Source organism: Priestia sp. FSL H7-0729 (assembly GCF_038005685.1).
GTDB lineage: Bacteria > Bacillota > Bacilli > Paenibacillales > Paenibacillaceae > Paenibacillus.
The window spans coordinates 1-19,973 of record NZ_JBBOTQ010000013.1 but is presented as its reverse complement, the minus strand read 5'-3'; the positions used below and the strand labels follow the sequence as shown (position 1 = coordinate 19,973).

Annotated in this window: 18 protein-coding genes and 1 pseudogene; 1 reads left to right on the top strand and 18 read right to left on the bottom strand. The window is 44.5% G+C overall.

All coding sequences use genetic code 11. From position 1 onward, the window contains the following. Nucleotides 1-7 precede the first annotated feature (7 nt). The 12 genes from fliF to MHH93_RS22710 form a co-directional block, all read right to left on the bottom strand. The gene (gene fliF / locus MHH93_RS22765; RefSeq protein ID WP_500055888.1) at nt 8-1,591 is read right to left on the bottom strand and encodes a flagellar basal-body MS-ring/collar protein FliF; all 1,584 of its coding nucleotides are present in this window, start codon (nt 1,589-1,591) and stop codon (nt 8-10) included. Nucleotides 1,592-1,728: 137 nt separating this feature from the next. Beyond that, on the bottom strand, nt 1,729-2,040 hold the full coding sequence (gene fliE, locus MHH93_RS22760; protein WP_500055887.1) for a flagellar hook-basal body complex protein FliE: 312 nt from the start codon (nt 2,038-2,040) through the stop codon (nt 1,729-1,731). A gap of 58 nt (nt 2,041-2,098) precedes the next feature. Continuing rightward, nucleotides 2,099-2,548, bottom strand: coding sequence for a flagellar basal body rod protein FlgC (gene flgC / locus MHH93_RS22755; RefSeq protein ID WP_500055886.1), 450 nt, complete (start codon nt 2,546-2,548; stop codon nt 2,099-2,101). A gap of 6 nt (nt 2,549-2,554) precedes the next feature. Next, nucleotides 2,555-2,962, bottom strand: a complete 408-nt coding sequence (gene flgB / locus MHH93_RS22750) for a flagellar basal body rod protein FlgB (RefSeq protein ID WP_500055885.1) — start codon at nt 2,960-2,962, stop codon at nt 2,555-2,557. A gap of 987 nt (nt 2,963-3,949) precedes the next feature. Beyond that, a complete protein-coding gene (gene hslU / locus MHH93_RS22745) occupies nt 3,950-5,350 on the bottom strand; it encodes an ATP-dependent protease ATPase subunit HslU (RefSeq protein ID WP_500055884.1) in 1,401 nt (466 codons plus the stop codon). Between the two features lie 116 nt (nt 5,351-5,466). Further along, nucleotides 5,467-6,009: an ATP-dependent protease subunit HslV gene (hslV, locus tag MHH93_RS22740; RefSeq protein WP_076208907.1), complete on the bottom strand. Its 543-nt coding sequence runs from the start codon at nt 6,007-6,009 to the stop codon at nt 5,467-5,469. 26 nt (nt 6,010-6,035) lie between these two features. Continuing rightward, nucleotides 6,036-7,379: an FADH(2)-oxidizing methylenetetrahydrofolate--tRNA-(uracil(54)-C(5))-methyltransferase TrmFO gene (gene trmFO / locus MHH93_RS22735; protein ID WP_500055883.1), complete on the bottom strand. Its 1,344-nt coding sequence runs from the start codon at nt 7,377-7,379 to the stop codon at nt 6,036-6,038. Between the two features lie 51 nt (nt 7,380-7,430). Continuing rightward, nucleotides 7,431-9,530: a type I DNA topoisomerase gene (topA, locus tag MHH93_RS22730; RefSeq protein WP_500055882.1), complete on the bottom strand. Its 2,100-nt coding sequence runs from the start codon at nt 9,528-9,530 to the stop codon at nt 7,431-7,433. A 118-nt stretch (nt 9,531-9,648) separates the two neighbouring features. Next, on the bottom strand, nt 9,649-10,779 hold the full coding sequence (gene dprA / locus MHH93_RS22725) for a DNA-processing protein DprA (protein WP_500055881.1): 1,131 nt from the start codon (nt 10,777-10,779) through the stop codon (nt 9,649-9,651). Nucleotides 10,780-11,023: 244 nt separating this feature from the next. Then, a complete protein-coding gene (gene sucD / locus MHH93_RS22720; RefSeq protein WP_074094556.1) occupies nt 11,024-11,953 on the bottom strand; it encodes a succinate--CoA ligase subunit alpha in 930 nt (309 codons plus the stop codon). Nucleotides 11,954-12,016: 63 nt separating this feature from the next. Next, nucleotides 12,017-13,177, bottom strand: coding sequence for an ADP-forming succinate--CoA ligase subunit beta (gene sucC / locus MHH93_RS22715; protein WP_500055880.1), 1,161 nt, complete (start codon nt 13,175-13,177; stop codon nt 12,017-12,019). Nucleotides 13,178-13,419: 242 nt separating this feature from the next. Then, complete coding sequence (locus MHH93_RS22710) at nt 13,420-13,875, bottom strand: MarR family winged helix-turn-helix transcriptional regulator (protein ID WP_278295739.1); 456 nt, start codon at nt 13,873-13,875, stop codon at nt 13,420-13,422. A gap of 446 nt (nt 13,876-14,321) precedes the next feature. On the opposite strand from MHH93_RS22710, the gene MHH93_RS22705 reads away from it, so the two are divergent. After that, nucleotides 14,322-15,932: a YifB family Mg chelatase-like AAA ATPase gene (locus tag MHH93_RS22705; protein ID WP_500055879.1), complete on the top strand. Its 1,611-nt coding sequence runs from the start codon at nt 14,322-14,324 to the stop codon at nt 15,930-15,932. A 227-nt stretch (nt 15,933-16,159) separates the two neighbouring features. On the opposite strand, the gene MHH93_RS22700 is transcribed toward MHH93_RS22705, so the two are convergent. From MHH93_RS22700 to MHH93_RS22675, 6 genes and pseudogenes are all read right to left on the bottom strand, one after another. After that, nucleotides 16,160-16,702: a nitroreductase family protein gene (locus tag MHH93_RS22700; RefSeq protein ID WP_500055971.1), complete on the bottom strand. Its 543-nt coding sequence runs from the start codon at nt 16,700-16,702 to the stop codon at nt 16,160-16,162. A gap of 305 nt (nt 16,703-17,007) precedes the next feature. Further along, a complete protein-coding gene (locus MHH93_RS22695; RefSeq protein ID WP_500055878.1) occupies nt 17,008-18,183 on the bottom strand; it encodes a carboxypeptidase-like regulatory domain-containing protein in 1,176 nt (391 codons plus the stop codon). Nucleotides 18,184-18,233: 50 nt separating this feature from the next. Continuing rightward, entirely contained in the window at nt 18,234-18,395 is a 162-nt protein-coding gene (locus tag MHH93_RS22690; RefSeq protein WP_500055877.1) for a paeninodin family lasso peptide, read from the bottom strand. A 321-nt stretch (nt 18,396-18,716) separates the two neighbouring features. Continuing rightward, on the bottom strand, nt 18,717-19,115 hold the full coding sequence (locus tag MHH93_RS22685) for a YraN family protein (RefSeq protein ID WP_500055876.1): 399 nt from the start codon (nt 19,113-19,115) through the stop codon (nt 18,717-18,719). After that, the gene (locus tag MHH93_RS22680; RefSeq protein ID WP_124114058.1) at nt 19,109-19,420 is read right to left on the bottom strand and encodes an EscU/YscU/HrcU family type III secretion system export apparatus switch protein; all 312 of its coding nucleotides are present in this window, start codon (nt 19,418-19,420) and stop codon (nt 19,109-19,111) included. The genes MHH93_RS22685 and MHH93_RS22680 overlap by 7 nt, the downstream gene beginning before the upstream one ends. Then, nucleotides 19,417-19,973, bottom strand: a pseudogene (locus MHH93_RS22675) (DNA ligase); the annotation flags it as partial. The pseudogene MHH93_RS22675 and the gene MHH93_RS22680, both read right to left, overlap by 4 nt.

Here is a 19,973-nt window from a genome sequence, read left to right as displayed (position 1 = left end):
TTCACCTCTATTCGTCAGCCAGCCATGTACGCAGCAGATTGACGAATTCGTCTGGCTTTTTCTTGGCCAAACTCTCCAATTGTTTGCGCACCTGACTTTCGTTCGTTACACTGTCCAGCGTAATGGACGGGAACTCTGTTGCTATTGGAAGAGGAATCTCTTCTTCTTCGACTTCGTTTTGTTTGCGGCGACGGCGTACTAACAAAATAACAACCGCTGCGATCAATGCCGCTATGAGTGCGCCTCCGCCCCACATCATGGCTGGGGACAACTGGAAACCTGTATTTGCTGTCGATGCAGCTTGGAACCCTTGTGACATGACTGAAACTTTCTTTGTTAGATCAGCGTCACTTATTACAGTACCGGAATCTGCCAATGAAGCGCGAACAATGTTAACCAGAATGTTCTCAATCGCGTCTTGAACCGGTCCCTGTAATTCTGTTTCTCCATTCGGTGGTTCAACTGCAACGTTAATGGTTAAATCTTTTACAGTATAAGGACTGGAAATAATATCCTTGGCAATTCGATTAACATCGTAGTTTATAGTGCTTGATGATTCTTCTGAGGTCGAGTTACCTGTTGCATCAGCTGATGGATAACCCGGAACTTCCTCTTGTCCTGTGCCAGCAACGCCACCTGTCGGATTGCTTGCCCCAGTGTAACTCTTTTGAATCTCCTGCACACTGATCTCGATGCCTTTCATATTCTCTACATCAACAGGTGTGACCAGATTTTCCTTACGTGTTTCTTTGTCAAAATTCAGCTTGGAGGCTACCAACACATTAACTTTGTCTTCGCCTACAATCTGGGAAAGAAATTGTTTTACGTTGTTGCGGACATCATTTTCAAACTTTTTCTGTAATGCCATGTTTTCTTGGACTTCGGAAGACAAACCTCCACTGCCACCCCGGGCAGTTGGAATCAATTCTGCTTCATCTGTGTTCGTTATTGTAATGTTCTCAATAGGTAGATTAGGAATTGCAGTCTTAACCAAGTTGAAGTAGCCATCTACCGCTGCCTGATTTGGGTGATAACCCGGTTTGAATTGGAGAGCTACAGATGCTGATGCTTTGTCTTGTTCTTCTAAACCAGCAAAAATGTTATCTTTCGGCATATTCACCAGTACTTTAGCATCTTGTATGCCTTGCATCCGCTGAAGTAACTGTTCAACTTCTCCGTTTATAGCGTTGTTGTACTTTACATCAAACTCTTTGTCTGTCATCCCGATAGGGGATGATGACTCCTCGAATGACTTATACCCTAATGAACCATTCTGAATAATCCCTTGAGATCCGACATTCACCTTTGCGATTGCAACACTTGTGCTCGGTACGGATATGGTCTTGCCATCTGAACTTAATTTGTATGGAATGCTAGATGAATCGAGATAACTGATTACGCCTGCTGAATCACTTGCGTTCAAATCTGTAAAAGCAACTTCGTATTCCGTCTTGGACAATTGCATCGTAAGCACAACTGCAGCCAAAATCAGAAACAGGAAGGTGGATATAAATAATATTTTTTGCTTTTTGCTAAAACTATTCCAATACTGAGATGCCTTATCCCTGTACTGGGCGATTCTCTCATTCACTCTGTCACCCCATCCGAAACTTTGCTTAGTCTGTCCTTACTCAACCTTAGCCGTTCGATAGGTTGATGATCAGGAGCAGCATCGCAGCTGCTTTGTTGTAATGATCAGCGCTATTATCGAAGCGCAAGTAGGTTATTTTATATTTGCGTTCTCATAACTTCCTGGTATGCTTCGACCACTTTGTTTCGGACTTGAGTTGTGAGTTGCAGGCTTAACAAGGCCTGTTCTGAAGCAATCAACACCTGATCCACGTTCGCTTTGCCGACCAAAAATTGATTCGACATTTCATGCGATTGAGTCTCTTGAGCTGCGACGGACCCTAATGCATTCTGTAAGTATGTACCGAAGCTCTGAATGGTTTCGGCTGGTGTAGAAGGCTTACTTTCGGCTGCACTCTTCATCTGTAGCGGTTGTATTGCCTGAGTGCTGAACATGTTGTTCTGAATCATTAATGTCCCTCCCCTTCATCCCTGGTTTGTTTATTTCTTATTTTCATTTCGTGGCAGATTATTTTCCAATCTCCATAGCTTTGGAGATCATCGCTTTGGTCGAATTCAGTGCCGTTACGTTTGCTTCATAGGAACGCGAAGCAGAGATCATGTCGACCATTTCTTTCGCAATATCCACATTAGGCATAAATACATATCCTTCTGCGTTGGCATCTGGATGAGAAGGATCGTAAACAGGTTTCAATGGTGACTGGTCCTCGCGAATCTCAGTTACTCTGACGCCATCTCCTGAACCGCTACCTCTCATCTGATTTTGCAGCATCGTACCGAATGACGTTTTATTCGGCTCAAGCACAACCATTTTACGTCTGTAAGGTACCGCTTCACCATTGGATACGCTCGCGCGCGTCGTTTCTGCGTTGGCAATGTTGGAAGATATAACATCCATCCGCAACCGTTGGGCTGTCAGTGCCGAGCTACTGATACTAAAGCTATTACTAATGTTCAATTTAGGTTATCTCCCTTCCACGCCAACACGCATCATTTTAATTTGTTCGTTCACTTGCTGAATATAAGCGTTATATTGCAGCTGATTCTCCGCCAGAAGACTCATTTCTCTGTCGATATCGACATTATTCTGGTTGTTATTCATGGACGTTGACTGGTCCATATTAACTACTGGCGTTGGTATGGAAGAGGAAGGACCTATGACAAAATGCCTTGCATCAGTTACTTTACCTTTAAGAACAGGCGTATCTCCATTCATTTGCCCTTGCAGCATTTCTTCAAAAGAAACGTCCGAACGCTTGAAATACGGGGTATCGGCATTCGCGATGTTGTCAGAAAGCGTTGCTTGTCTGATATTGGCCGCGTCGAGTGCACCTTGCAATCTTCTAAAGCTGATATCATTTAAAAGATTCACAATCCCCCTCCTCTCTTTAGAAGTTATGGAAAAAGATTGAATCTTTTCCCTTGAAAATTCTTATGTTTTTTCGACAAAAACATTCGTCTTTACACGGTTTTCTAGGACTTAAGTAGAATTAACTCTGATGTTGTCGTATAACATAAGTTTCTTCGAGTTTGGGATTTATTACAATAAGAAAAAAGCCCTATCTTTTCTGAAAGACAGGGCTTTTTGTGTATTTTCTGCAAATTATGAATTTTTTCGTAAATGTTCAGGCCCAAAACAAAAGTATGTTAATACTCTGCCTTATTGTTCTTAAACATTCTTAAAATAAAAAAAGACTTTCCAGTCTCTACATGAGCGATTAACGCTCGTATTTATGTTTATTTTCGAATATTTTAACATGGTTATTATTAGAATTTTTTGGCGTCACACTAAGGGTTTATGGACAATATGGTAGGTATACGTATAAAGCTGTATCTTAATCAATTGACAAGATATTTTTCAAGAATGAAGAAAACTCGTCTTTTCTACACAACACTTTCTTAACAATTAAGTGGGGTCTATATATTTTAATCTCCAGAAAACAATTGGTGACTTCACACTTTTCTACAATTCATCATTTTGCGCATTTACGCAACATTTACCAATCCATCAACTAAACCGATGACCAGACTTGGAATAAGCAAAATTCTTTTAATGGGAATGATTGGATACAGAAACGAGGAATAACGACCAACCCGATAGGTTTTAACTCCGCATACATGCGGCACAAGTCCTAGTTTTTGTCGATCCGTATAACAACCCCACATCTTTTATCGGTTATAAGAACGCAATCCTTTAGGTGGAAACAAAAATAAACGATATGTACTGGTCAGTATGAGTACCTTACACGATTCGATTAAGGAATGACCCTCCTTCGTCGATCTCGCAAGTGCTCTCTACTCTTCAGTGCATATCGTTCATTCATACGACCATTTAGGCAATTAATGGCTAGCCCTAATATTAAAGTATATACTGACTCAAATCACGATCAAGCGCAATATCATTCAATTTCTCACGGACGTACTCCGGAGTAATCACCATACGTTCCAGTGTAAGCTCAGGCGCCTCAAAGGATAAATCCTCCAAAAGCTTTTCAAGAATCGTATGCAAACGACGAGCACCTATATTTTCTGTATTTTGATTGACGGATTCAGCCAATTTGGCAATCTCGTGAATGGCCTCATCCGAGAACTCAATCTCAATATTCTCGGTACGCAGCAGATCCACATATTGCTTGGTCAGTGCATTCTGAGGTTCGGTCAGAATGGATACAAACTCCTCCAATGTAAGACTGCTTAGTTCCACACGAATTGGGAAGCGTCCCTGAAGCTCAGGGATCAGATCAGAAGGCTTGGCGACGTGAAATGCACCAGCTGCCATAAACAGAATATAGTCCGTTTTAACAGGACCATATTTCGTCATCACTGTAGAACCTTCCACAATAGGAAGAATGTCTCGTTGAACACCCTCACGGGATACATCCGGACCGCTACCGCGTCCTTGGCTGGCAACCTTGTCGATTTCATCAATGAAAATGATACCTGTCTGTTCTGCCCGGCGAATGGACTCCTGAGTAACATCATCCATATCGATCAATTTTCCTGCTTCTTCCTGGATCAACACTTTGCGCGCTTCTTTAATGGCGAGCTTACGTTTTTTCGTACGACGAGGCAACAAGCTACCAAACATCTCCTGCATGTTCATGCCCATCTGATCATTACCTTGACCAGCAAACATATCCATCATGTTAGGAGCAGTGTCCTCCACATCAATTTCAATGATGTCATCCTCCAGCTTGCCGGACAACAGATCAAACTTGATCTTGCGTCGACGCTCCGCAACTCCTGTATCCGGTTCTGGCTCATCCTGTTCCTGTACGTTGTTGCCATTATTGCCAAAGATCATCTCAAACGGATTACGCTGATTCTTGGACTTGGACTGTGAGGGAGCCAGAATATGTACAATTCGTTCATTGGCAGCTTCTTCAGCTTTGTCCTTCACTTTTTCAGTCCGCTCCAGCTTCACCATCCGCAGTGATGTCTCAATCAGATCACGCACCATCGATTCAACGTCACGGCCAACGTAACCTACTTCAGTGAACTTGGTAGCTTCCACTTTCACAAATGGCGCACCTACCAGTTTAGCAAGACGACGGGCGATTTCCGTTTTACCCACACCTGTAGGTCCAATCATCAGGATATTTTTAGGCACAATGTCGTCCTGAGTGTGCTCAGGCAAGAGGCTACGCCGATAGCGATTACGAAGGGCTACGGCTACTGATTTTTTAGCTTTCTTTTGACCTACAATATACTTGTCAAGCTCTGCAACAATCTGTCTTGGTGTTAGCGCTTGAGTATTCATATTGCTTCCCTCCTATCAGTATGTTGGATTATTTTTACCTAACAAGGACAAAGAATCCCCTAAACGTCCTGAAGCAGATTATAGAATCATGCTCCACTACGGGAGATTTCTTTGGTTTATAACTCTTCTACAATAATATTGCTGTTGGTATATACACATAGTTCAGAAGCAATCTGAAGTGATTCACGAGCAATATCTTTAGCTTCAAGGTTTACAGCATGACGTTTCAACGCACGTGCAGCAGATAAGGCAAAGTTTCCACCTGATCCAATAGCAATGACGTCATCATCCGGTTCGATAATCTCCCCGCCGCCAGAAATGAGCAGCATGCCTGATTTGTCCATTACAATCAACAGTGCCTCAAGCTTACGCAAAATCCGATCCTGACGCCAATCCTTGGCAAGCTCCACAGCAGCACGCTGCAAGTTACCATGGTGCTCCTCCAGCTTGCCTTCGAATTTCTCAAACAAGGTGATTGCATCCGCCACAGAACCAGCAAACCCAGCCACAACCTGTCCGCGGTACAAACGTCTTACCTTCTTGGCTGTATTCTTCATCACAACACTTTGGCCCATGGTCACCTGACCATCACCGGCGATGGCTGCCTTACCATTATGACGAACAGCACAGATCGTTGTAGCATGAAATGACATATCCATGATATCAGCCTCCTCCCACGAATAATTTATACGCGTTCCGGAACAGTTAGACCTTCTGCCGCAGCAAAACTAGTGATTCCATCCAGTGCGCGCTGTGCAAGAGCTTCATTTTTTTCCTTTTTGTTGCGGATTTTCGTTTCAAGCTTAGGCAACAAACCAAAGTTTGCATTCATTGGCTGGAAGTGCTTGAAGTCAGCCGTTGTAATATACTGAGCCATGCTGCCAAGTGTTGTTTCTACAGGCAATACCACCAGTTCCTGCCCAAGCGCTGCTTTGGCTGCGTTCATGCCGGCAATAAGCCCTGATGCAGCAGATTCCACATATCCTTCTACACCGGTCATCTGACCTGCAAAGAACAGGTTTGGACGCTCTTTAAACTGATACGTCGGAAGAAGAAGTTTAGGAGAATTAATGAATGTATTGCGGTGCATCACACCATAACGGACAAACTCTGCATTTTCAAGTCCCGGGATAAGTGAGAAGACACGTTTTTGTTCTCCCCATTTCAGATGCGTCTGGAAACCCACCAGGTTATACAGGGTGCCAGCTGCATTGTCCTGTCTAAGTTGAACAACCGCATGTGGCAACTCTCCTGTATGCGGGTTAACCAGGCCTACCGGTTTCATGGGTCCAAACAGAGCCGTCTGTTTTCCGCGTTTCATCATCACTTCAATTGGCATACAGCCTTCAAAGTAGATTTCTTTCTCAAACTCTTTCAATTGAGCAACTTCAGCAGTGATGAGAGCTTCATAGAAGACATCAAACTCTTCTTCTGTCATCGGACAGTTCAGATATGCCGCCTCACCCTTATCATAACGGGAAGCCAGATACACTTTGTTCATATCAATGGAATCTTTTTCGATAATCGGTGCAGCTGCATCATAGAAGTAGAAATACTCTTCTCCCATCAGTGCCTTGATCTGCTCAGACAATGCAGGGGAAGTCAACGGCCCCGTTGCAACAACAACGATGCCATCTTCCGGCAGAGAAGTTAGTTCCTCATTCACCACTTCGATGAGCGGATGCTGGTGCAAAGTAGATGTAATCTCACCTGAAAATCCATCCCGATCCACAGCAAGTGCTCCACCTGCGGGAACTGCATGTTTGTCTGCCGCTGACAATACAAGAGAATTGAGCATTCTCATTTCTTCTTTTAGCACACCCACTGCATTACTCAATCCATTCGCACGCAGCGAGTTACTACATACCAGTTCTGCAAATTTGTCGGTATGATGAGCTGGCGTTTTCACCACAGGTCTCATCTCATATAATTTTACGCGTACGCCGCGACTTGCAATCTGCCAAGCCGCTTCTGTTCCTGCCAGCCCGGCACCAATAACCGTTACTTGTTGTTCATTCGTCAAAATCATTTACCCCCACAAAACAATTTCATTATTCACAAAAATGAATTCTATTTAGTACTAATCCGCTGATTCGTCATCCGGTTCATCCACTGGCTCCTGATGATCACATGAAGTACACTGCAATCGGGCTCCCTTTTTGTTCCGCTTTTCGATCATTAACGAGCCGCAACTTGGACATGGTTTGGCTGAAGGTCTATCCCATGAAACAAAATCACATTCAGGATACTTGTCACAACCGTAGAAAATACGTCCTTTTTTGCTACGACGCTCAACAACATGACCTTCCTTACATTTCGGACAAGTTACGCCGATATCCTTAATAATTGGTTTGGTGTTCCGGCAATCAGGGAAGCCGGAGCATGCGAGAAACTTGCCAAAACGACCGAGTTTATAAACCAGCGGTTTGCCGCACTTCTCACAGATCTCATCCGATACTTCGTCTTCGATCTCGATTTCTTTCATTTCTTCTTCCGCAAACTCAAGCCGTTTCTCAAAAGATTCGTAGAATTCTGCGAGTACTTTGACCCAATCCTCCGAACCCTCTTCCACATGGTCAAGATCGCCTTCCATGTTAGCCGTAAATTCAACATTCAGGATTTCCGGGAAGAATTCTTCCATCTGTTCAATGACCAGTTCACCTAGCTCGGTCGGCATGAATTTCTTTTCCTCTATCGCAACATATCCGCGCTTCTGAATGGTCTCCAGCGTTGGCGCATATGTACTCGGACGCCCTATACCCAATTCCTCAAGCGTCTTAACCAACCTTGCCTCCGTATACCGGGGTGGTGGTTGTGTAAAATGCTGTTTTGGCTCAATCTCCTGCTTCTCAAGCACATCTCCACTTTTCAGCGGAGGCAGCAGACGATCTTCATCGGTTGTACCATCGTCGTTTCCTTCAACATATACCTTCATGAAACCATGGAACCGTACTTTTGAACCTGCTGCACGGAAAATCGTATCCCCCGCAGCAATATCTACAGAGAGTGTGTCCAGGATGGCTGAAGACATCTGGCTCGCTACAAAACGTTCCCATACCAGTTTATACAACCGGAACTGATCACGACTCATGAATGATTTGATTGAATCAGGATCACGCAAAATGGAAGTTGGACGTATCGCTTCATGCGCATCCTGAGCATTGGCTGCCTTTTTGGAATAATTTCGTGGTGTTTCTGGTGCAAATGGTTCTCCATATTTCCCAACGATATATTCTTTGGCTTCCTCTTGTGCAGATGCTGCAATTCGTGTGGAGTCCGTACGCATATACGTAATGAGACCTACTGTGCCTTCTTTTCCAAGGTCTACACCTTCATATAGTTGTTGAGCGACCGACATCGTCTTGGAAGCTCTGAAATTCAATTTACGAGCTGCTTCCTGTTGCAAAGAACTCGTCGTAAACGGGGCGGACGGGTTACGGCTCCGCTCCTTCTCTTTAACTTCCTTGATCGTAAAGTCTGCACCTTCGATCTGTTTAAGGATCGCTTGCACTTCCGCTTCACTGCCCAGCTCTGTTTTGGCGCCGTTCAATTTATGAAACTTGGCTTCAAACGGACTGCCGTCTGCTGTCAGTTTGGCGGTAATGCTCCAGTATTCCTCCGGTTCAAAATCATCAATTTCATTTTCACGATCCAAAATGATTTTGACAGCTACGGACTGAACCCGGCCTGCAGATAAACCTTTTTTAACTTTTTTCCATAACAATGGACTAATTTTATATCCAACAAGTCGATCCAGAATACGTCTTGCCTGCTGCGCGTTCACCAAATCCATATTGATTTTGCGCGGCGTTTTGAACGCATCTTTGACCGCCTGTTTTGTAATCTCATTAAATACTACACGGCAATCTGCCGTATCGTCCAATTCAAGAGCATGGGCCAAATGCCATGCAATAGCCTCGCCTTCGCGATCCGGGTCAGCTGCGAGATACACTTTTTTCACTTTCTTTCGTGCATCCTTCAGTTCTTTCAAAATTGAACCTTTGCCGCGGATCGTAATATATTTCGGATTAAAATCATTCTCCACCTCAACGCCGATCTGACTCTTTGGCAAATCGCGAACATGTCCCATCGAAGCTTTCACGATGAACTTGCTGCCTAAATATTTGCCTATCGTCTTCGCCTTTGAGGGCGACTCCACGATTACGAGTGCATCCGCCATAGGTTCATCCTCCTCTCAGTCATGAAACTGTCATGTAACTGTTTCTGTATGCTTATGCATAGGTTAAATAACTTCAGCTAATTATATATTTCCACACGCTGCGTAGGTTGCAGCATCGTCATACCCGCGCATATTTGGTGCCTGGTAATTGGCTAATCTGCTTTTTTATGATTAAAGATAACAGAACTGAATGCAAATGTCCAAAATCCCAACCCAGCTGTTCAACCAGTTGATCCAGTGATTGCTCCTCCTGTTCCAACAGATAAATCACACGTTGTTCATCTGGAGAGAGCTTAACCTCAGCGAATATCCCTTTCCCGGAAGGCTCAGTTGTTTCTGTCGAACGTCCTCTATTGTAAGGAAGTTGATCTGCATTTGGCAAGCCCAAACGATACTCTTCCAATATATCTGCTGCACAAGTGACCAATTTGGCCCCTTGACGAATTAGATTGTGTGCCCCCCGACTCTTCGGTGATGTAATGGGTCCAGGAACTGCGAATACATCCCTGCCTGCTTCAAGCGCAGCATCTGCTGTGATGAGTGAACCACTGCGAATGTCAGCCTCAACGACCAATGTTCCCAGCGTTAAGCCAGCAATAATTCGATTCCGTTCTGGAAATAGTCCCTGGCGTGCTCTCGTACCTGGTGGATATTCCGACAAAAGCAGACCCGTCTCCGCAATTCGCTCGGCAAGACTTGTATTTTCGGGTGGGTATATATTATCAATCCCTGTTCCGAAAACCGCAATCGTTTTTCCTTTAGCACGCAATACGGCCTCATGACATACACTATCAATACCGCGGGCAAGCCCGCTTACGATCGTCAGTCCTGCATTGCATAATTGTTCTGCCAGTTTCTCACCAACTTTGCGCCCATACACGGTCGGCATACGAGTTCCCACCATCGCAATTGAAGGGCTGTGTAACAAACTAACATCTCCTCGACCATACATTACCCAAGGAGGCTGAACGGTTTCCTTCATTAATATAGGATAATTCTGATCCAGATAAGTAATAACCTCTATCCCCTGATTGTAAACGTATTCTCTTTTACACTCAATCCAGTCGATATTAAATTGACTAGCCAAACGGGCAGCCTGATCTTTGCGCAAGCCTGCCGCAGTCCAGTCACCTTCCTCATAATCCAAAAGATCGGACAATCGATGTTGTCCCTGAATTAGTTTCGAGATTGTTTTCTTGCCAATGCCCTCCATCTCATGCAATCCAAACAAAATCCATCGTTCTTCCATACCATAAACCTCCCAGAGCGGGAAGAGAATCTTCCCTCATATTGTGTGTTATGTGATCACGGAATGCAAGCGTTTACGCAGATGAGAAGTAATTCCTCTCCTTTTTTCCGTAAACAAACGCAAAAAAGCAACCCTTCGCCCTGTTTAAGGACAAAAGGTTGCTTACCTTTTCCGTATCCATAATAGTCGGTCTAGCAGAAATGGTTCATTTCCGAGCCGTTTCTTCTATTATAACGAAAAAGAATTAATGTGTCGTGCACAAATTCAAAATACCGCGCTCTTCAAGTACGCTCACCAAAGTCGAGCCCATCTCAGCAGGCGTTGGTGCCACTTTGATACCGCAAGATTCCAGCTTCGCAATTTTCTCTTTGGCTGTACCTTTACCGCCAGAGATAATAGCGCCAGCATGGCCCATCCGTTTGCCCGGAGGCGCTGTTACGCCACCGATAAAGCCAACAACCGGTTTGGTCATGTTTTCACGTACCCAATCTGCAGCATCTTCTTCAGCTGTACCACCAATCTCACCAATCATGATGACTGCATGAGTCTGTGGATCTTCATTGAATCGTTTGAGGATATCAATGAACTCGGAACCTTTTACAGGGTCTCCCCCGATTCCTACAGCAGAAGATTGTCCAATGCCACGCGTCGTCAGTTGATGAACGGCTTCATAGGTAAGTGTTCCACTACGGGAAACCACGCCAACATGTCCTGCCATGTGGATATAACCAGGCATGATACCGATTTTACATTCGCCCGGTGTAATGACACCTGGACAGTTCGGTCCGATCAGGACAGTATCTTTACCTTCCATGAAGCGATCAACCTTGATCATGTCAAGAACCGGAATACCTTCTGTAATACAGATTACGAGGTCCAGCTCAGCATCAACAGCTTCCATAATAGAATCTGCTGCAAATGCAGGAGGAACGTAAATGACGCTCGCTGTTGCGCCTGTAGCTTCCTTCGCTTCCTGCACAGTGTTGAACACTGGCAGACTGGCTACTGTTCCGTCTTCCAATGTGATATCCACATTAGTTCCGCCTTTACCCGGTGTAACTCCGCCTACCATCTGGGTTCCGTAGTCCAATGCGCCCTTCGTGTGGAACATTCCCGTTGAACCCGTAATGCCTTGCGTAATGACTTTTGTATTTTTATCGATCAAAATACTCACGTTGCTTCACATCCTTACGGTTATTTTTCAATTCCCGGACAGCTCCGGTACTAAGGAATGAACTTATTTTACGAGGGCAACAATTTTCTGTGCACCATCGGCCATGGAATCAGCAGGAACAATATTCAGGCCAGACTCACCTAGAATACGTTTGCCAAGCTCCACGTTAGTTCCTTCAAGACGAACAACCAGCGGTTTGGTCAGGCCAAGCTGCCTCGCGGCTTCAACAACACCATTGGCGATTACATCACAGCGCATGATGCCACCGAAAATGTTAACAAAGATTCCCGCTACTTTGGCATCGGACAAGATGATTTTAAATGCTTCAGTCACCTTCTCCGTTGTAGCACCGCCCCCAACGTCAAGGAAGTTGGCCGGGTCTCCACCGTAGTATTTGATAATGTCCATCGTTGCCATCGCAAGTCCCGCACCATTGACCATACAGCCGATGTTGCCATCGAGTGCTATGTAGCTGAGGTCGTATTTGGAAGCTTCGATTTCTTTTTCATCCTCTTCATCCAGGTCACGTAGTTCCAAAATGTCCTTGTGACGGAACAGCGCGTTGGAGTCAAAGTTCAATTTCGCATCTAGAGCGATAACGTTTCCATCTCCGGTAACAACGAGAGGATTGATCTCGGCAATAGAGCAATCTTTTTCGACAAATGCAGTGTACAGCGCGAGCATGAACTTAACGGCTTTGTTCACCAGTTCATTCGGAATTTGAATGCTGTAAGCCAGTTTACGCGCCTGGAACACTTGCAATCCAATGGCAGGGTCAATAATTTCTTTGAAAATTTTCTCAGGTGTAGCTTCAGCTACTTCTTCAATCTCAGTACCGCCTTCTTCGGAAGCCATCATAACTACACGGCCTGTGGCACGGTCCACAACAACACCCACATAATACTCTTTGCGGATATCGCATCCTTCTTCAATCAGAAGACGTTTCACTTCTTTGCCTTCTGGTCCAGTCTGGTGTGTTACCAATACTTTACCCAGAATTTCGGAAGCATAGGCACGAACTTCATCCGTACTCTTCGCCACTTTTACGCCGCCGGCTTTACCCCGGCCACCTGCGTGAATTTGCGCTTTAACAACAGTCACCGGACTGCCCAGTGCCTCTGCGGCCGCAACCGCTTCATCGACTGTATAAGCAACCTTTCCGTTTGGAACGGTAACTCCATACTGTTTCAGTACTTCTTTTCCTTGATATTCATGGATATTCATTCTCGAATCCTCCTATCAACATGACTGCAACAAGGCGGGTTGGTAGACTAACAAAAGACAAATGTTGACTATTTTCACTTAAACCCAATTCATTGTAACACGTTTTTAAAACGCTTTCCTTAAAAAATTAATGGTTAATAGACAGTATTTTGATATGAGTATGATCCCATATTGTGAATGCTTGGGTATATATGGAAAAAACCTCAGCTAAAAGCTAAGGTTTCCTTGATGTAATCTACATTTTATTTTTTTGCTGCGTTCGTGTTGGTTTCATGAACCTTCTCCAGCAACCCTTTGAACTGACCCAGCAACGCCTCAAACTCTGCACTGTTCAAACAAGCGTCCCCCTGAATGGATGCAGGTATGGACAATGCCTTGTTCTGCAACTCACGGCCGGAGTCGGTTAATGTAATTAATACTTTGCGTTCATCCTGAGCCGAGCGTTCGCGATTAATAAGTCCTGCGGACTGCAAACGTTTGAGAAGTGGTGTCAATGTTCCTGAATCGAGATAAAGTGCCTCTCCGATCTCTTTAACCGTACATTCTTCACGTTCCCACAACACCATTAAAACCAAATACTGGGAATACGTCACACCAAGTACTTCCAGATAAGGCTGGTACATCTTCGTAATCTCACGTGAACAAGCATATATGGCAAAGCATAATTGGTTATCCAGCTTCAAACTGTCAGTCTGCATATGTCATTCTCACCTGCCTATTGTGCATTCTATTCCTTATAAAAAGGAATTATAAATCTATCTTATCACAAATTAGAAAAAAAACAGAATAATTGAGCACAAATGATTTTACCTCTCCATTTAATTATGTTAAATTAGATTGTGTAAAATATAAATTTGAATAGTTCGCCAACAGTACATACGCATGATTTAACAAATATATTAGATAAGGTCCTTCGATTAAGTTCACGCTTTCTCAAGCCAAATTTTTCACCAATGATATCTACAAATTTCTATCCAGCAATAAAATTCAGGGATCAGGAATGGTGACTACAGCGATGAGAATGACAGGTTGACTCCTTGATTCCTTTTATATAAAATGCTTAGTAGAAGCTGAGGAAGCACCTTAATTCGTAGACTGGCCCGTGTTATGCGGTGCCAAGAATCGAGTGAGGTGTTTCTTTGTCATGTACGGAAAATTGCATAGTGCGTGTTTGTACGGAATTGATGGCGTTCTGATCGAGGTGGAGACCGATTTATCCAACGGTCTGCCACAGACATCCATCATCGGCTTACCGGATTCAGCCATTCGTGAGGCCGTTGAACGTGTTCGTGCGGCGATTAAAAACTGCGGATATCAGTATCCTTTACAGCGGATCACAATTAACCTGGCCCCTGCTGATCTGCGCAAGGAAGGATCTTCCTTTGATCTTGCCATTGCGATGGGTTTACTTATGACAAGCGGCCAGCTTGTACTTCCTCCCCAGGAACGAACACTCGTGGTTGGCGAACTGGCATTGGACGGTTCGGTCAGGTCCGTGCCTGGCATTTTATCCATGGTGGATCTGGCTAAGCGACAAGGCTTTACGTCTGTGCTTCTGCCTTTGGATAACGTGGAAGAAGCATCACTGATTCGAGGTGTTCAGGTGTTTGGTATTCGCCATTTGCAGGATATTGCTCCGAAAAAACCAGATGAGCCTGCTCGTTCAGTGGGGATACCACATCATTCGAATGCAGGACCAATCGTGTTGAAAAATTATGCTCACCTTATTGCTCCTAAAACAGTTAAAACTAACAAGACGATGGATAGAACGCTGAGACAAACAGCTTTATTTGCAGATGACTATAGTGATGTTTTGGGGCAACATCATGTCAAACGCGCGCTTATGATCGCTGCAGCAGGCATGCACAATATATTGCTCGTTGGACCGCCAGGCACGGGCAAAACGATGTTAATCAAACGTTTGCCTTCCATCCTTCCGCCGTTGTCAGAAGATGAAGCGTTGGAAGTGACCAAAGTATTAAGTGCCGCAGGCAAGTTAAAAGAAGCGCCTCAAGGGCTGATTGCAGACAGACCTTTTCGCTCCCCTCACCACACGATATCCACCTCCGGTCTGATTGGAGGCGGTGGTATCCCGAAACCGGGTGAAGTCAGCCTTGCCCACCGGGGCATACTCTTTCTCGATGAACTACCTGAATTCCAGCGCCAAGTGCTGGAGGTATTAAGGCAGCCGTTAGAGGATCGCACAGTGACAATTAGTCGGGCGCGTGCTGCATTCACCTTTCCGGCCCAGTTCATGCTTGCATGTTCCATGAATCCCTGTCCGTGCGGTTATTTATCCGCTCATTCGGAGGAACAGCGTTGCATATGTAGTCCAGCCCGTGTTGCCGCGTATCGTGCCAAGATTTCAGGACCACTGCTGGACCGCATTGATCTTCAGGTTGAAGTCCCTTCACCAGGCGAGTGGCGCAAGTCTACGGTCTCGCCTTCTTCTGCAGAAATGCAGGCAAAAGTAATTCACGCTCATCAGATACAGGCCTCCCGTTATGCCCAAAGTTCCGTTCGCTGGAATAGCCAGCTCTCGGGCACGCTTTTGCGACGAACGATCCATCTCCCCCAAGAGGCAGAACAACTGTTAGAGCAAACACTGCAAACATTGAACCTGAGCATGCGTGCACACGACCGGATTATCAAGATGGCACAGACCATTGCTGACCTGGACCATGAAGGTGAAATTGTGACAGCTCATGTGGCTGAAGCCATACAGTATCGTCAATTGGATCTTAATTTATTTTGATGGGCATATGAAGGAAGAACAGGTTTACCAAATACAATAACGCGAAGTTCAACCTGTACAATGAATAACGTGGCCAAGACAATGGATGATTCACTCAGGTTTTATTTTACGGTATGTCAACATGACAAAAAAACGTACATGTGCCTCTCTGTTGAGGAGAAAGGTACTTGTACGTCAATTTTTTTGAAACAGATAGTGCATGTGTAGCTATTTATTACAATAATTTATTATTCAAAAAGAGTCAGTTTCTCCTTGGCAGGTGTACGTTCTTTCGCAGAAGGAATAACATCGGGGTACCCCATATAAACCATCCCTATAATCTTCTCACCCGCCTCTATTCCAAGAGGTTTGCGGAATTTGGGAGCGTACAGGAATGGCTTAGTCACCCAGAACGTTCCAATGTCTTCACTCCAGGCTGCAAGCATAAAGTTCTGAACCAATGCACTTACCGCAGCGAAGTCTTCGTCCCAAATATTCTGTCTTGGATCTTCCTCCAGAACAACAAGCATAACAGCTGGCACTTGCATAATATTGGCTGAGAATTTATTGTCTTCTCCCATTTCTGCGTCAATGGCTTCAGCCAGTTTCTTCCGCCCATTCCCGGTAAACAGCAAAAATCTCCAAGGTTCACGCAGTTTATGGTTAGGAGCCCAGACTGCTGTGTCCAGCAATTCTATGATTTGTTGTGTAGGAACAGCTTCTTTTTTAAATTTTTTCACCGTGCGACGGTTTTGAATGGCATTTCTTACTTCATTCATTGTTTTAGTAATTTTACTCATCGTCCGTACCTCCCTGTTTATAATTTGATTTGTAACCGTAACGAAGGCTTAGGGTCTTGAATAACTCGTTTATGACAAATCAAAAGATTAAAACTCCAGATTACACCCTTGATTATACACCCTTCTGTTCAGGAGATTCAAAGGGATGCCTCCGACGACTAAGGCTACAGGTGCTAAGAAAGAGAAAAGACGACTCCGAAATCCTGATCCACTAATGGCGATCATCAAGTCAGAGCCGTCTATTTAAACCAGCCATTTTGCACCTTTAGGAAATTAAGATCACGTCAACGCTCGAATCAGTATGGACCTGCTCCTTCAAAAGTACCTTTAACAAAATCCATTTTGTTGTACTTCTCCTGGTTACCAGCAACATCAGTACTGTAATACTCTACCACCTTGACCTCGGGAGCAAAAAATTGGACAGGCCCTTCATAGTTCTTCCATGCTCCTCCATTGATTCGATATTGCGTTTTTTTTACACCTGATCCTTTGACTTCGTCGGTTGCCTGGAGTCTAAAGGTAAATCCTTTAATGTATGTCTTCCCATTTACGGTGTCTGTGATTGGAACTAATCTGTACTTGGTTACTGGGGGAGTAACATCTGCATCTTTCTTAAGTACGATATTAAACGTATTATGATCCCCTTGTACAAGGGTAACGTTAAGGCTAGTTTTTAAGTATCCTGATGCTTCCCCCGTTATTGTTCTGGCGCCTGTTGGCACGCGTTTTATAAAATAGTTGCCTTGAGCATCCGTTGTTGCCGAGACTCCAGCATTCACTTTAGCTCCAGTGACTGGATTGCCCGACTCATCTACAACTTTTCCACGCACGTGTGCTGCTTCTGTCAAAACAACATCTACGATTAAGGTTTTTCCAGCCTGAACATTCAAACGATCCTGCTCATAAAGGATATAATCGGCAGAATCTACCCAGATGGCAATGTTTGGATTATAGTCGAAATCAAGCCCAGTAACGGCATACCGACCTTGCTGATCTGTTTTAACCGGTCGATCCGACGCCCCTGTTACTTTGACCAGGGCATCTGGAATCGGTTTGCCTGTTTGATCGTTTACAGTTCCTACAATCGTAGAAGGTTCGTATAGCTCGAAATTAACCAAAATCTGTTCCCCTTCTGACAAATAGTAAGTATTACGATGCCTGTCTGTCACATATCCTTCTGCTTCAATTATAAAACTAATTTCCGTATAATCCTGAACAGACTCAAGGATTAAATAACTTCCAGTACCATCTGTCTTCACGCTTTTTTCAGTATGTTCCCCTTGATATCTAAGGGAATACTTGATTGTTGCATCCTGGATAGGAAATCCTTCAGGATCCGTAACTTTACCTGATACCTTTGCCTGTGTAGACGGATCTGCTGCATAAGAATCGCCAGAATACATAATTCCAAACAAAATGAAACATAAAGATAGTACACTTAGTCGAATCATCCATTTGATACTAGTATGCATTTTCTCACTACACCTCACCATTTATTTTTTAATGGATTCAATAGCACTCTTTAACTGACCATAAGTTCAAGCTTCCAGAATTCTCCGTCCCATACATATTGCCAGATCCCTTGCCCACCGTTCATGGTCTCACTGATATCCAACACTTCCATCCGAGGGCACTCCCATACTTGTTTTACTGTGTTGTTTGAATTATTCCGAAACTCTTCCATACATCCCACCAACCTCTCTTTAAATTTCAACTTTTTTATTTTATTACAAATGATACATTTTGTATCTATAAATTTCTGAAATACGATGATTTTATGATTAATGCTCTGTCCTCATTTTTGTGGTTTCATAGTTCAATCAAAAAAAGCCGTAGTTCCTGTATGATGAGGGACCACGACTTTAATATAGAAAATAATTATAAAACATAAGCGAACGCAAAGATAAAACATAATTAAACTTGTACTTTGTAACAACTTATATATTTACATCAAAACGATACATTTCGTATCTCTAAATTACAGCAATAATTTTTATTGTTTTTCTTAAAAAGCATTAACAATATGATTTACAGAGACAGTCTCTCCTGATTGATCAAGCATCACGGCGATGACATCAAAACGGACCTGAAGTTCTGTCTCTCCCGTCATTTGCAAATAAACGGATGCGGTTGAACGTACCTGCTGCATTTTGCGCATATCAACCGATTCCTGAGGTGTACCGTACTGAGCGGCTCCACTTCTACTCCTTACTTCTACGAAGACGATCAGCCCCTCGCAAGAAGCAATGATATCAATTTCACCGCTACGGCAACGCCAGTTCTGTCTAATGATCCGATAATCATTCTCTCGTAACCATTGACAGGCAGCTTCTTCACCTAATCGGCCCTTCTGTTGTCGCGTAAGCTTCACACCCGGTTCCTGGCGCAATCTACGTTCTACCATGACTCATTTTCCTCACGTCCTGAGGCGAGTCGATCTGCACGGTAGACATACGTTAGCACCTCGGCGACCAGTTGATACAGTTCCGCTGGAATCTGTTCATCCAGATCCAACTTGGAGAGCACCTCCACAAGTGCTGCATCCTCCTGAACAGCTACGCCGTTTTCTCTCGCTTTATCCAGAATGGCTTCTGCGACTTTGCCGCGCCCCTTGGCTACAACAACTGGCGCTTCGCTCTCTCCAGGAACATATTTAAGGGCAACTGCCTTTTTGGAGAGCAGGTCTGGTTGTGACGACTCGTCTTTCATACCTTCAAGTCCACCCCTTTGTATCGTTCGGGACTATAGTCTGAGGCCCTCATTTTTCGTTCCGCTCCCGGCTCCTGGCCCACAGGCCACGGTTCCGCCTTGAAGGTCAGCAGTTGATAACCTAGCTTGTCCAATGCCTGATGGATTATCTCTCGTCCACTCTCCAGGAGAGGTCCCATTCCTTCGCGGTCATTCAATACACGCAGACTGACAATGTTATTAACCACATGTACATCTACCAGTGTAGGTCCAAGACTTTTCATATCCAGATCGAACCATAGACGGCAGTTGGACGCATCCAACTCTCCACGTGCTCCACGACGTGACTGAATCTGAACAGACGCCGTTTCTTCCCCGTCCGGTCCAGTGATCGGAATAAACCAGTGCATCTGTGCAAAAGTAGCACTGCGATCTGTCGTCAGCAATAACTGCTGACCTGTCAGATATTGCACAGCCTGTCCGGCGGCATCCTTAAGTGCCGCCGGTGCACCTTCGCTGCTGGCAAGCTGCAGCAGCAAGCCCTTCAGCGTGTCCGCATTCGCCGGACTCGCCG

Coding starts and splice junctions, on each gene's coding strand:
- hslV (WP_076208907.1), bottom strand. CDS start 6,009: ATGGATATGTCATTTCATGCTACAACGATCTGTGCTGTTCGTCATAAT.
- trmFO (WP_500055883.1), bottom strand. CDS start 7,379: ATGATTTTGACGAATGAACAACAAGTAACGGTTATTGGTGCCGGGCTG.
- MHH93_RS22695 (WP_500055878.1), bottom strand. CDS start 18,183: ATGCATACTAGTATCAAATGGATGATTCGACTAAGTGTACTATCTTTA.
- MHH93_RS22690 (WP_500055877.1), bottom strand. CDS start 18,395: ATGGAAGAGTTTCGGAATAATTCAAACAACACAGTAAAACAAGTATGG.
- dprA (WP_500055881.1), bottom strand. CDS start 10,779: ATGGAAGAACGATGGATTTTGTTTGGATTGCATGAGATGGAGGGCATT.
- MHH93_RS22705 (WP_500055879.1), top strand. CDS start 14,322: ATGTACGGAAAATTGCATAGTGCGTGTTTGTACGGAATTGATGGCGTT.
- fliE (WP_500055887.1), bottom strand. CDS start 2,040: ATGATTCAGAACAACATGTTCAGCACTCAGGCAATACAACCGCTACAG.
- MHH93_RS22710 (WP_278295739.1), bottom strand. CDS start 13,875: ATGCAGACTGACAGTTTGAAGCTGGATAACCAATTATGCTTTGCCATA.
- hslU (WP_500055884.1), bottom strand. CDS start 5,350: ATGAATACTCAAGCGCTAACACCAAGACAGATTGTTGCAGAGCTTGAC.
- sucC (WP_500055880.1), bottom strand. CDS start 13,177: ATGAATATCCATGAATATCAAGGAAAAGAAGTACTGAAACAGTATGGA.
- MHH93_RS22680 (WP_124114058.1), bottom strand. CDS start 19,420: ATGAAAGACGAGTCGTCACAACCAGACCTGCTCTCCAAAAAGGCAGTT.
- topA (WP_500055882.1), bottom strand. CDS start 9,530: ATGGCGGATGCACTCGTAATCGTGGAGTCGCCCTCAAAGGCGAAGACG.
- MHH93_RS22685 (WP_500055876.1), bottom strand. CDS start 19,115: ATGGTAGAACGTAGATTGCGCCAGGAACCGGGTGTGAAGCTTACGCGA.